Source organism: Kribbella catacumbae DSM 19601 (genome assembly GCF_000372465.1).
GTDB lineage: Bacteria > Actinomycetota > Actinomycetes > Propionibacteriales > Kribbellaceae > Kribbella > Kribbella catacumbae.
In genome coordinates, this window is the sequence record NZ_AQUZ01000063.1 from 1 (window position 1) to 12,095 (window position 12,095).

At 67.2% G+C, this 12,095-nt stretch carries 13 protein-coding genes and 1 pseudogene; 6 read left to right on the plus strand and 8 right to left on the minus strand.

The window, feature by feature from the left end; translation table 11 throughout:
* Positions 1–766: 766 nt before the first annotated feature.
* The 3 genes and pseudogenes from A3ES_RS0138800 to A3ES_RS57325 all read right to left on the minus strand — a co-directional run.
* Positions 767–1,594 (minus strand): hypothetical protein, encoded by an 828-nt coding sequence (locus tag A3ES_RS0138800; protein ID WP_020392235.1) that lies wholly within the window; start codon positions 1,592–1,594, stop codon positions 767–769.
* Between the two features lie 98 nt (positions 1,595–1,692).
* A complete protein-coding gene (locus tag A3ES_RS55765) occupies positions 1,693–2,592 on the minus strand; it encodes an ATP-binding protein (protein ID WP_026163601.1) in 900 nt (299 codons plus the stop codon).
* Between the two features lie 46 nt (positions 2,593–2,638).
* Positions 2,639–2,776, minus strand: a pseudogene (locus tag A3ES_RS57325) (helix-turn-helix domain-containing protein); the annotation flags it as partial.
* 65 nt (positions 2,777–2,841) lie between these two features.
* On the opposite strand from A3ES_RS57325, the gene A3ES_RS0138810 reads away from it, so the two are divergent.
* On the plus strand, positions 2,842–3,264 hold the full coding sequence (locus A3ES_RS0138810) for a nuclear transport factor 2 family protein (RefSeq protein WP_020392237.1): 423 nt from the start codon (positions 2,842–2,844) through the stop codon (positions 3,262–3,264).
* A 57-nt stretch (positions 3,265–3,321) separates the two neighbouring features.
* Here A3ES_RS0138810 and A3ES_RS0138820 read toward each other — a convergent pair whose 3' ends face one another.
* Complete coding sequence (locus A3ES_RS0138820; protein ID WP_020392238.1) at positions 3,322–3,987, minus strand: response regulator; 666 nt, start codon at positions 3,985–3,987, stop codon at positions 3,322–3,324.
* On the minus strand, positions 3,984–5,126 hold the full coding sequence (locus A3ES_RS0138825; protein WP_026163602.1) for a sensor histidine kinase: 1,143 nt from the start codon (positions 5,124–5,126) through the stop codon (positions 3,984–3,986). The genes A3ES_RS0138820 and A3ES_RS0138825 overlap by 4 nt, the downstream gene beginning before the upstream one ends.
* A 162-nt stretch (positions 5,127–5,288) precedes the next feature.
* On the opposite strand from A3ES_RS0138825, the gene A3ES_RS0138830 reads away from it, so the two are divergent.
* The 3 genes from A3ES_RS0138830 to A3ES_RS0138840 are packed head-to-tail and all read left to right on the plus strand — an operon-like array spanning position 5,289 to position 8,063.
* Positions 5,289–7,478 carry an MMPL family transporter gene (locus A3ES_RS0138830; protein ID WP_020392240.1) on the plus strand — a complete coding sequence of 730 codons (2,190 nt, stop codon included), beginning with the start codon at positions 5,289–5,291 and terminating at the stop codon, positions 7,476–7,478.
* A 10-nt stretch (positions 7,479–7,488) separates the two neighbouring features.
* Positions 7,489–7,800 carry a hypothetical protein gene (locus A3ES_RS0138835; protein ID WP_020392241.1) on the plus strand — a complete coding sequence of 104 codons (312 nt, stop codon included), beginning with the start codon at positions 7,489–7,491 and terminating at the stop codon, positions 7,798–7,800.
* Complete coding sequence (locus A3ES_RS0138840; protein WP_020392242.1) at positions 7,797–8,063, plus strand: SecDF P1 head subdomain-containing protein; 267 nt, start codon at positions 7,797–7,799, stop codon at positions 8,061–8,063. The genes A3ES_RS0138835 and A3ES_RS0138840 overlap by 4 nt, the downstream gene beginning before the upstream one ends.
* A gap of 3 nt (positions 8,064–8,066) precedes the next feature.
* Here A3ES_RS0138840 and A3ES_RS0138845 read toward each other — a convergent pair whose 3' ends face one another.
* Entirely contained in the window at positions 8,067–8,477 is a 411-nt protein-coding gene (locus A3ES_RS0138845) for a MarR family winged helix-turn-helix transcriptional regulator (protein WP_020392243.1), read from the minus strand.
* A gap of 52 nt (positions 8,478–8,529) precedes the next feature.
* Here A3ES_RS0138845 and A3ES_RS0138850 point away from each other — a divergent pair, with 52 nt between their 5' ends.
* A complete protein-coding gene (locus tag A3ES_RS0138850) occupies positions 8,530–8,925 on the plus strand; it encodes an SRPBCC family protein (RefSeq protein ID WP_020392244.1) in 396 nt (131 codons plus the stop codon).
* Between the two features lies 1 nt (position 8,926).
* Here A3ES_RS0138850 and A3ES_RS49980 read toward each other — a convergent pair whose 3' ends face one another.
* Positions 8,927–9,979 carry a hypothetical protein gene (locus A3ES_RS49980; RefSeq protein WP_020392245.1) on the minus strand — a complete coding sequence of 351 codons (1,053 nt, stop codon included), beginning with the start codon at positions 9,977–9,979 and terminating at the stop codon, positions 8,927–8,929.
* 246 nt (positions 9,980–10,225) lie between these two features.
* On the opposite strand from A3ES_RS49980, the gene A3ES_RS0138860 reads away from it, so the two are divergent.
* Positions 10,226–11,200 carry a hypothetical protein gene (locus tag A3ES_RS0138860; RefSeq protein ID WP_157630981.1) on the plus strand — a complete coding sequence of 325 codons (975 nt, stop codon included), beginning with the start codon at positions 10,226–10,228 and terminating at the stop codon, positions 11,198–11,200.
* A gap of 50 nt (positions 11,201–11,250) precedes the next feature.
* On the opposite strand, the gene A3ES_RS0138865 is transcribed toward A3ES_RS0138860, so the two are convergent.
* Positions 11,251–12,084: an Ig-like domain-containing protein gene (locus A3ES_RS0138865; RefSeq protein WP_020392247.1), complete on the minus strand. Its 834-nt coding sequence runs from the start codon at positions 12,082–12,084 to the stop codon at positions 11,251–11,253.
* Positions 12,085–12,095 lie beyond the last annotated feature (11 nt).

Genomic DNA, 12,095 nt, shown 5'->3' on the forward strand with positions numbered 1-12,095 from the left:
CTCGTCGGGCACGACCGCATCATCGTCCAGCCCGTCATCGACCTGCACGATCAGATCAACGAGAACTCCTACGAAATTCCCGCCCGACTCCGGGAACGCATCAAGCTCACCTACCCCGTCGAACAGTTCCCCTACGGCCCCGGCGAAACCACCAACCGCACCGANATCGACCACGTCGTGCCGTTCGATCCGGCCGGACCGAAGGGCCAGACCAGCACCGCCAACCTCAGACCTCTCCGCCGCCGCAGTCACCGCGTCAAGACCTTCGCCGGCTGGAAGTCCCGGCCCGTCGACGGCACCGCCACGGAATGGACCACCCGCCACGGCTTCAAGTTCCGCGTCGACCACACCGGCACTCACCCCATCCCCGAAGATGAGCACCCCTGACCCGCGCCTGCACTGGAAGGCAGCACGGGTGAGCCTGCGACTTTTGAAGTCGGCACCGCCAGCTACGCGGGGAGCCAGGTGACGCCCCTCCCAGCCGGTGTGATGGTGATGTCCGCGCCGGCCGAGGCAACGATCTCCGTTCCGTCTGTGGCGACGGCGATCGCGTGAGGAGCTTCCATGGCAATGCGGAGCCGCGCAGCGTTCGGCGCGACTACGACCGGTGGTGCTGTGCAGGCGGTCGCCGCCGTACCGGGCGGTTCTGCAGCCCATGTCGTCGCGGCTGTTGTTGGGGTGTGACAGTGGGTGCATCCTTACTGGTCGGCATTACGACAACATCGTCTTCCGCGCGCTTGCACGTGTTGGCTTCAGGAGCGCGCTGTCACTCTCGGCGCAGGGCGAGGTCGATGGCTTCGTCCCAGGTGAGGTGGCGGCCTTTGAGGCGGAGATCCAGGAAGGTTTCGAGGCCGGTCGCGGTGATCGCCTGGGCCTGGCAGTGGTCGCTGAGTTCCTGCCAGGCCGGGAAGATCGAGACCCCGGTTCGCTCCATCAACTGATCGGTGACACCGTACAAAGTGGCCGCGCGGCGGCTGTCGGGTAGCTGCGCGGCCGCGTCGGCGAGGTGGACGAGGGAGTGCATCATGCCCCAGCGATCGTCGACCTGGTCGAAGAGCCTCACGGACTCTTGGAGCATGATCTCTGCCTCGGCGGGCTTGCCGAGGAGCGGAGCCACCCGGCCGTGCGTGCCGGCTGCTACGCCAATTGTCCACAGCAAGCCCTGTTGCCGTGCACGGTGTTCCAGATCCGCCAGCAAAGCGCCGGCCTCGTCCAGCTCACCGGAGGCGATCGCGACATGGGCCCGTCCGAGCTTCGCCAGGAGAGCGGGTTGGTCGTTCGGGCTGAGGGCTGCCTCTTCCGCCCCGGCTGCGAGCTCGAGAGCCTTCGGCAACTGGCCGCGGTACGCCTCGAGATTGGACCAGCAGGCCTGCCCCCAAGCGAGCACCTGCCGATCGTCGGTCTCGCGAGCCAGCCGGTACGACTCCGCGAACCGGTCAGCGGCCTCGTCGAGCCGCCCTCGCGGATAGATCACGAGTCCCGCGGCCAACTGGATCTTCGCCCGATCGGCGGGAGTACAGGAAGGTGAAGCCAAGGCTTCGGCGGTCCATGCTTCTCCATCGGTCAAGCGGCAGCGGATCAACCACCAGGACATGAGACCGACGCACAGGTCGGCCAGCTCGGAGAGCCTGCCTGCGCGGAGGAGATGGAGCCAGGCGGAGCGGAGGTTGTGTTGTTCCTGGTCCAGCTGATTCAGATCTCATCCAGCGCGGCGGCTCCCCATTGCTGGTAGTACGTGGCATGCCGATCCCTGCTGGCGAGCTCGATGCCGCTCGTTCGCTGCTGCTCCAGCGCAAACGAACGGATCGTCTCCAGCATCCGGAATAGGGGCGCGCTCCGATCGCGTTCGACCAGGCTGCTGTCGATCAGCGCCGCGTGCAGGTCCAGGATCGCCGGTTCGCCGATGCCGCTCACCGCCGCGGCAGCATCGATGCTCCAGCCTCCGGAGAACACCCCGAGCCGGCTGAAGAGGGTCTGGTTCTCCGGAGTCAGCAGGTCGTTGCTCCACGCAACAGTGTCGTGCAAGGTGCGTTGCCGGTCGGGGAGATCACGAACTCCCGGGTCGGCGCTGAACAATGCCGCGTCGAGGCGATCGAGAAGGCTGGCCGGCGGCAACGCCCTGGTCCGGGCGGCCGCGAGCTCGATGGCCAGCGGAAGACAGTCGAGCCGTCGGCAGATCTCGTTGATCGCGGCAACGTCTGCCTCAGCGATGCTGACGGCCGCCTGGCCGGCGCGCTCGATGAACAGCTCTCTGGCCACCGCAGGACTCAGTCCTTCGACCACGACGATCTGTTCCGCCCTGACCCGCAGAGGAGAACGGCTGGTGACCAGTACTGCGAGCCCAGGGGCGGACTCCAGCAGATCCGCGATCGACGCGGCGGCATCCGTCAGATGCTCGAAGTTGTCCAGTACCAGCAACAGCCGCCGGCTCTGCAGGTAGCTCCGCAGCATGTCCTCGATCGGCTGCGAGCCGAGTTCGTGCAGACCAAGGTTTTCGGCGATCGTCTGGACCACTGAGGATGCGTCGGTCACCGACGCCAGCGGCACCATCACCACACCCTCGGGGAACGGCTCGACCAGTTGCTCGGCCACGCACTGTGGACCCACGAGGCGCCACGCTGCTCTCCAGCTCCACCCGCTCAGCCGCCTCCAACCCAAGCGCGGCGGCAATCACCTTGACGGTCTGCGGATACGGAGACCTACGGCTGCCTCTTTCCAGCGAGCTGATCGCGTTCGCGCTGAGGCCCGACAGTTCCGCCAACTGCTCCTGGGTCACCAAGCTTGCGTCGCCGTCAACCTGGTCAGCGGACCAGACCGTTGACCTCAGACAGGAACAACTCGATGACCACCAGCAGTATCACCTTTTGCCAGACCTTGTACGACGCTTTCGCCCGCCGGGACCTGGACACGATCCTCGCAGCGGTCACGGCCGAGACCGTGATCGAGCAGTCCCCCGGACTCCCGTGGAGCGGAACCCATCGGGGCAAGGACGGTGTCACGGCATTCTTCGGCACCCTCCTGGGCCACCTGGACACCGAGCTTGACGTCGAAGACCTCTTCGATGCCGGCGACGCCGTCGTCCAGGTCGGCCGCACCCGCGGCCGGATTCTTGCGAACGGCAACCAGTTCGACGTCCGTGAGATCCATCTGCTCGAGATCCGGGACGAGAAGCTGCTGACGCTCCGGGTCTGGGTCGACGTCCCCGCAATGCAGTCGGCCCTCGCCGGCAAGCTGTCACTCGCCGCGGACGGTACTCCCCGATGAGGGCCACCATGACCGAATACCTAGCGCCCGGCCTGGGCTGTGAGTAGGAGCCGGTCACTAGGTCTTCGTGCGGGTGACGCGGCCTGTTTCGTAAGCCCACATGACGATTTCGACGCGGTTGCGGGCGCCGAGTTTGGTCATCACGCTGGTCAGGTGGGTCTTGACCGTGCTGAGGCTGATGTGGAGGTCGGTGGCGATCTCGGCGTTGGTCCGGCCCTGGGCCACCGTGATCAGGACCTGCTCTTCGCGGTCGGTGAGCGGTTCGACGGGTTGGACCGGTGGGCGGCCGAGGTGTGAGTCGGAGAACGCGGCGAGCAGCCGGGCCGTGATCTTCGGGGCGATGAGGGCGTCGCCGTTGGCGGCGGCGTGGATCGCCTGGACCAGAAGCTCCGGCCCGGCGTCCTTGAGCAGGAACCCCCGGGCACCCGCCTTGAGTGCGCCGTGCACGTACTCGTCGAGGTCGAAGGTGGTGATCACCACGATCGCCATCGGGTCGGCCACTCCGGCTCCGGCCAGCTCGCGGGTGGCCGCGATCCCGTCCATGCCCGGCATCCGGATGTCGAACAGGCACACGTCGGGCCGCAGTACCCGGGCCATTGTCACCGCTTCGATTCCGTCGACCGCCTGGCCGACCACCTCGATGCCGGGCTGGGCGTCGAGGATCATCGAGAGACCGGTACGGACGAGATCCTGGTCGTCCGCGACCAGCACCCGGACGGTCACCTGGCGGCACCGGCCTTCGGCAGTACCGCGACGACGGCCCAGCCCTTCTCCGGCCCTGGCCCTGCTTCGAAGGATCCGCCGAGCAGCATCGCCCGCTCGGTCATGCCCACCAGGCCATAGCCCAGCGAGTTTCGCGGTGCCGAGTCGGTAGCGCCGTCGTCGCGGATGGTCAGGCGCACGCAGTCCTTCTCTCCGGTGACGACGACCGCGATGCGGGTCGCCTGCCGAGCATGCCGTACTGCGTTCGTGATCGACTCCTGGGCGATGCGGTAGATCGCCGCCTCGACGGACGGCCCCAACTCGACCAGGTCACCCGACAGCTCCACCTCGACGCGCGGCAGATCGCTGCTGGCGAGTCGCTTCAGGTCGGCCAGACCAGGTTGCGGAGCCAGCGCGAGTACCTCGGCGTCGCGGAGGCCGCGGACCATGATGCGCATCTCGGCGAGAGTACGCGAAGCCTCTTTCTCGATGACGGTGAGCGCGTCCATGGCGGCCTCGGGATGGGAGACGGCGACAACTCGCCCCGCCTGCGCACGGATGGCGATGGCCGAGACATGGTGAGCGACCGTGTCATGCAGCTCGCGGGCCAACTGCTCACGCTCCCGCAGCCGTACCTGATCCAGCTCGCGCGACCTCGATGTCGTCCAGTACCGGACCGTCGCGCCGAGCGTCGGGAAGAACAACAGGAAGATGGTGCCGGCCACGGCCTCGACGACGCCGGTGTAGTCGCTGGCGGTGCCCATGACGAGTGCGACGACGATGATCGCCAGCCCGATCGTGACCTCACGGCCGGATCCCCAGCGCGCCAGCGAGTACGGCAGCAGCACGATGGCAATCGTCGTGTTCAGGCCTATGGTCTCGCCCGGGCCGATCAGCGCCGCGATGGCGAGCACGATCACGGTGCCGAAGGCGATGGCCACCGTCGCGAGCGGATGGGTGCGTCGCCACAGCAGCGTGCAGATGACGATCACCGCGGCTGCGGTCGCGACGGGTCTCCAGACCACGTGCTCGCGGAGGACGCCTTCGAGGATCGCCGTCGGTAGCAGTAGGCCGGCGAGCACACAGTCCCGCCACATGCACCGAGGGGCATGTGGCGCCCGTGGTTCGGCCCGCAGCAGGCGGATGACGTTTCCCGACATGACCTCAGAGTAGAGAGCCCGGCCGCCCGGCGGATCGGCCCAAAGTACGGGTCGTGGATCGGCCGGTCGGACGAGGGAACTCCGGCCTTTCTCCCGAGGTGCCTGCCCAGCGGTCCCGCCACGCTCAGTGCCAGGCCATTTCAGCGCTGAAGGAGACCAAAGATGATGTCGAATTCCCTCTACCGGTTGGGCCGGTACGCCGCACGCCGGCCCTGGACGGTGATCGGCGCGTGGATCGTCGTGGCCGTCCTCGTGGTCGCGACCTCCAGTGCCTTCGGCCAGAAACTCGAGGAGTCGTTCGGGGCGCCGGGAGTCGACTCCCAGAAGGCGACCGACCTGCTGACGTCCGCCGGTTCGGACCAGGTCGGACTGACTGCCCAGGTGGTCGTGACACCGCGCGATGCCCAGGCGACGTTCGTGAACTCACCAGCTGCGCGAGCCGCCCTGACGCAGGTCCAGTCGGCAGCGGCCGCACTCCCCCATGTGCTCGGGACCAGCGATCCCGCAGGTGCGCTGGCCTCCGGGGACGCCGGAGCCATTTCGCCCGACGGCCGCGTCGCCCTCCTCCGTATCCAATACCCGCCGTCCGAGCAGCTCTCCGTTGCCGATCTCGAGAATCTCAAGACGTTCGGCGACCGGATCGGCCGGGATTCACCCCTCCAGGTCGAGCTGGGCGGCGACCTCTTCTTCGCGTTCGAGGAGCCCGCGACCGGCGCCGGCGAAGCGATCGGCCTGGCCGTCGCGATCGTCATCCTGCTGCTGGCGTTCGGCTCGATCATCGCGATGGGACTGCCGATCGGGATGGCGCTGTTCGGCCTCGCCGTCGGGATCAGCTCGCTCTCGCTGGTCGCCTACCTGGTCGAAGTACCGAGTTGGGCTCCTGTACTCGGCAGCATGGTCGGGCTGGGAGTCGGCATCGACTACGCGCTGATCCTGGTCAGTAGGCATCGCGAGTACCTCGCGCAGGGGCTGGCCGTCGAGGAGTCGGTCGGTCGTGCCGTCGCCACGGCGGGCCGGGCCGTGGTCTTCGCCGGTGGAACGGTCGTGATCGCGATCCTCGGGCTGGCGGTGGCCGGCGTACCGTTCATGACCGCGGGTGGCATCGCGATCGCGCTCATCGTGCTGATCATGGTGGTCACCTCGATCACCTTGCTGCCGGCGTTCCTGGGGCTGGCCGGGCATTGGATCAACCGGCTCGGGATTCATCGCAGGCATGCCCGGCTGGGAGGCGCGGGCGCGGGTTGGCAGCGCTGGGCTGAGCACGTGTCCAGGAATGCCAAGGCCTATGCGATCGGCGCTACCCTGCTGCTGCTCGCGGTCGCCGCGCCGGTACTGACGTTGCGGGTCGGCACACCTGACGAAGGCGCTCTTCCTGAGCACCGCACCGAGCGACGGGCTTATGACCTCGTCGCCGGGAGCTTCGGTCCTGGAGTCAACGGCCCGTTGGTCATCGCAGTCGACATCTCGAAGGATCCGAACGTGGTCCAGCCGCTCGCCGACGCCGTCAAGGCTGACAAGGGCATCGCCAGCGTCGCACCGGCTTTGGTCGACACCGCGAGCGGGGTTGCGACGCTGGTCGCAGTACCGACGACTGGTCCTCAGGACGACGCCACGATGGATACGGTCAAGCGGCTCCGCGCGGAGGTCTTTCCGGCGGTGCTCGCTCAGAGTCCGGCGAAGGCGCATGTCGGTGGTCAGACGGCGAGCTTCGGTGATGTCGGTGACCGGGTCAACGATCGACTGCCGGTGTTCATCGGCGCGGTGATCCTGCTGTCCATTGTGTTGCTGACGCTGATCTTCCGGTCGGTCGTGGTGCCGCTCAAGGCCGCGTTGCTGAACCTGCTGAGCATCGGCGCATCCTTCGGCGTGCTGGTGATGGTGTTCCAGTGGGGCTGGGGTGCCAGTCTGATCGGGCTGGAGACGACCGTGCCGATCGTCTCGTTCATCCCGATGTTCCTGTTCGCCATCTTGTTCGGGCTCTCGATGGACTACGAGGTGTTCCTGCTCTCCCGGGTGCGCGAGGAGTATCTGAGCACCGGCGACAACGAAGGCTCGGTCATCCGCGGCATCACCAGTACCGGCCGGGTCATCACCTCGGCCGCGCTGATCATGATCTCGGTCTTCCTGAGCTTCGTCCCGAGCTCCGATCCGACGATCAAGATGTTCGGACTCGGCCTGGCCGTGGCGATCTTCGTCGACGCGACGATCGTGCGGCTGGTTCTGGTCCCTGCCGCGATGAAGCTGCTGGGCGACGCCAACTGGTGGCTCCCGGGATGGCTCGACCGCCTTCTGCCCGCCGTCGCCGTCGAGCGCGACCTAGAGCAGCCTGCGGTGGTACCTGTCGGCACCTAGCATCGCTGTCATGGCTCAGCAGAACCAGTACCCGTCGCCGCCGTACGGAGGCACACCGCCGCAGCGGAGTCGCGGCCCGCTGATCCTGGTCATCGTGCTCGGGCTGGTGCTGGTCGTCGTGGTGGCGGTGGTCGCTGTGTTGTTGGTGCGTAAGGACGACTCGGAGCCGTCGGCGGACAACGCCGGCGGCAGGCCGTCAGCGCCGGAGGCGGTGCAGTTCCGCTCGGTGATCAAAACCGAGCGGGGTGACTGCACCGCGACCCCGGCGCCGGCCGAGACCGCCTGCGACTCGGCAAGGTCGAGCTCGACGGCGCCCGCGTGACCGAGGTGAAGGCGGCCGCCGGCCAGGACACCGCGTGGATCGTCAACCTGAGCCTTGACGACGAAGGCTCGCAGTCCTTCGCCCGGCTCACCACCGAACTCGCCGCCAAGACCCCGCCGCAGAATCAGCTCGCGATCGTGGTCAACGGCCGGGTGGTCAGCGCCCCCACCGTGATGTCACCGATCACCGGCGGCAAGGTCCAGATCAGCTCCAACTTCACCAAGAAGGACGCAGAGAAACTCGCCGATGACATCACCGGCTAATGCCTAACCGTTCGCCAGGCGGGTCAGCATCCTGGTCAGGGAGCGTCGCTCGGCTGCGGTGAATCCGGCGAGGAGGTCGTCCTCCATCGCGCGGATGTCGGCCCGTACTGCGGCGAGCCGCGCCTTCCCCGCCGGCGTCAGACGGACTCGTCGATTGCGACGGTCCGCCGGATCCGGCTCACGCAGTACCAGGCCGTCCTGCTCGAGGTCGTCGAGGAGCGCGATCAGCCGGGACTTGTCGTAACCGATCGCGGTGGCGAGCGCGAGCTGGTTGGCGGCGGACTGTTTGGCCAGGTGCGTGAGCACGCCGTATCCCCACATGGACAGCCCGTGGCCGTCCAGCAACGGCTTCTCGGCGGCGATGAGCCGGCGAATGATCCGCCCGAACAGCGATCCCAGGTCTTCGCGCTGCATGCTTGCGATGATAGGTGTTGGACAATGATGTGCATGTGCCTATGATAGGCACATGCATACTAATCTGCTAGTCACCCAGACCCGATCCATCTCGATCTCCGCATCGCCACAGGCCGTCTTCGACCTCGTGGCCGACCCGTCCACGCTGCCTCAATGGGCGCCGGGGTTCGCTCGTGCGATCCGTCCCGACGGCGACCACTGGATCGTCGAGAACGATCAGGGCGAGGCGCGCATCATCGTCCGCACCTCCCGCGAGCACGGCACCGTCGACATCCTCTCCGCCGACGACCCCAGTCAGGGCGCGTACAGCCGCGTCCTGCCGAACGGGACCGGCAGTGAGTACCAGTTCACCCTCCAGTTCCCGCAGGACGCGCCTGAGGATGCCGTCACCCAGCAGCTGGCGACGGTCGACGCAGAGCTAGAGGCAGTCCGCCGCCTTTGCGAGTGACTCACCTGGCGTGGGCGGGGCGTGGCCTGTGGCGGTGACGAGTGATCAGGAAGGCGGTGATGGTTGCGCCGGCGGCCAGGAGGAGTAGGAGGGACCAAGGGATGGCGACCGCGTGAGTGGTGGCGCTGGACGGCGTCTGGCTGGTGGAGCTTGCCGCCAGCGCCGTCTCCGTGGCGGCGAGTGGCGTGGTTTTGAGAAGCGGTACGACGGTGACCGTGCCGGTCAGGCGGAGGGCGGGTGGTACTCCGTGGATCGGCGCGGCGATCTGCCAGGTTTCCCCGGGAAGCAGTTGGGGTGAGTCGACGAGTTGGGCCGGGTGTGCCGCGAAGGCGCCGAAGGGACCGGCGACGGAGGCGGCTTGGCGAGCCGCGATGATTGCGTTGCCGGTGTTGCGGAGGGTGTAGGTGACGGTGGCGCTGCCGGTGCCTAGCGGATTCGGCGTGCCTGTGTAGTGCACCTTCAGGTTCTCGACTGTTAGGCCTGGTTTGAGTTCGCCACTTACTCGGAGCCGGATCTTGATGGCCTGGCGACTGTTCGCAGTACCGGTGACGATGCCGCCCAGGTGGTCGCCGGGTGCGGCACTGTCCGGGAGGGCGAGTCGGAACGGCACGTCGACGGATCGGCCGGGTGCGACCCGCACTGTGGTCCGATCGAGCTGCACCCAAGCGCCGACGTCCTGCGACTTCGCGTCCTTGCCGAGGAGATCGAGCCTGCCTGCGTCGCTGGTGAAGGCGTCGGCGCCGTACAGGGACAGGACGAGCGGGGTCTTGCCGCGGTTGACGATCACCAGGGAGTCCCGGAGTTGGCCGCCGCGGGGCAGGGTGTAGCTGTAGCTCGGCCGATCCGGGCCGAAGATGTTCGCCGCCGGCTTGACCTCCCAAAGGGCATCGCCAGCAGCCACCGCGTCGGCCGCCGCAGCGACCAGGCCGTGCTGGGCGAGGCTGTGCACTGTGAGGCCGTGCGCGACCAGGCTTTGCGCGGCGAGCAGTACTACTGCGGTGACACGAGTGGCGGCGCGTGCTGCCGTGAGCACGCGGAGTACAGGCGGGTGCATCAGGTGTCCCTCGGACGGATCGGACGGGAAGCGTGCCGATGGGGCTGATCAAAGCGTCCGGGCTGCGGGTGGAGCGGAGGTGAACGCGGACTGGCCGACCGGCTGCCCGGGCCGCAACACTCGGCCCGCTCTTGCAACTAGCTGCAATTGTTTTCTGGTATAGGCCCCTGACTAGGTAAGGTTCTCCCGACATTCGTCGGTGCGAGACGGCCTCGGGGGGCATCGAGTACCAAGGGAGAAATTTTGATGAGAATCCGTCAATTTGCACTGACGGTGGCCGGGCTGAGCCTGGTCGCGGGGGCTGGACTGTCCGGGCAGGCCAGCGCGAACGTACAGGGCGAGCCACGGCCGACCCGGCAGGCGGCGGGCAAGGCTGCTGCGAAGTTGCCGCAGACCAACGCGCAGGCGGCCGCGGCGGCCTGCGGCGTCGGGGTCGGCGCGGTGACCGCGACCGGGATGAGCGGTGGTTACGACATCACCGCCACCAAGCCGGTGACCGCGGAGCCGTTAGCGCAATACAAGCTGTTCGGCATCCGCGCCAGCTCCAGTTGGTACTACTGGGAGCCGTCCGCGAGCGTGAACTACTTCGCCGGCTTCGTGACGCAGAGCGGCAACCTTTATGCCGCGGCCGAGACGTACAAGAACGGCTCGGAGACCCCAGTGGTCAGCTCGAAGAAGCTCGGCACCGGCTGGAGCGGTTTCACCACCCTGACGAGCGCCAACTACTACGAGCCGACCACCGGCCGGGGGCGCATGAACCTGTACGGTCTGCACACCAACGGCTCGCTGTACCGCTACAGCGTCAAGGGCCCGACCGGTCCGGTCGCCTCCAACGGCAGCGCGCCGGGCTACCAGTCGTTCAAGGCGATCACGGTGATCGCTGCGACGGCGACGTACGACACCCTGCTGGCCACCACCAAGCAGGGCGCGCTGTGGACGATCCGCGTTCCCGCCACGTTGCCGCTGAAGGCGACCCTGAAGGTAGTCCGCACGACCGGCTTCGCGGCCTTCAACCAGCTCGTCGCCCAGCGCTGCGGCGCGAGCAGCACGCTGCTCACCGGCTTCAACAACGCCACGAACACCGGCACCGTGTACGCCATGAGCAAGGCGGTCGGCACACAGACCGTCATCAACACCATTGGCAGCTTCGCAGCACCGCAGGACGCCTCAGTCCACTACCTGCTCACCGGTAGCGGCGGCCCGCAACTCGTCGGCGAGTGACCTCCACCCGCTGAACTGAGCACCTCTCCGTAGCACCACAGAAGCCCAGGTCAACTGACCTGGGCTTCTGGCGTGCTCGGTGACTTCGCTAGCTGGTTTTGGAGAGCATTAGCCAGCTTAGTTGGATGTCGGGGGATCTGGTTGGGGTATTCGGCGGCGGTGTAGGTGGTGGTGAAGAGGCGTTCTGGGTCGACTACGGTGCCGTTGATGGAGACGCTGGCTGCGCGGTTGGCCCAGGGCCAGGGGTCCCAGTAGCCGGCGTGGACTGTGTAGGTGCCTGGTTCCAGGCCGGTGAAGTCGTAGACGAGGCTTTCCTTGTTCTTCGCCCAGCGCAGGGTGTTGTAGAGGCCGTCAGCGGCACCTCCGTAGGTGCCGCTTGCGCCGGTGAAGCCCCACGTCGTGGCGGTCTTCGGGTCGACGCCGACTGGTTGCTCGGGTACCGAGTTGAGGACAGTGCCTTCAGTTGCGGCTACCTCGACGGTTCGCTTCCAGTCGGCCGTGGCCGCGCCGCCCGCGTTGACGACGTACCGCAGGTTGTGCGGTACGACGAGGATGGATCGCGTGAAGGTCCGCCCATCGGCGAGAGTCCCCCGCACCTTGGCCGGTCCCGGCTGGGCAACGGTCGACGCGTCCCACGTGACAGCAAGCGTCTGTGTCTGCCGACCGGTGGTGACAGCGACCTTCGCCGGGAGGTTGCTGGTGTCCCGCAACCACACATGGTCGGGAAGAACAGTTTCGACAGTCCAACGCTGGTAGGGCTGCAGATCCTTCAGGTTCCACTCGGCGTCCGAGCCGATGGTGAGACTGCCGCCCTCACCAAACGTCATCGGCATCCACACGTACGGCGAGTTGCCCAGGTCGCTCGGCGTCCACCGGTCACCCATGAAGATGAACT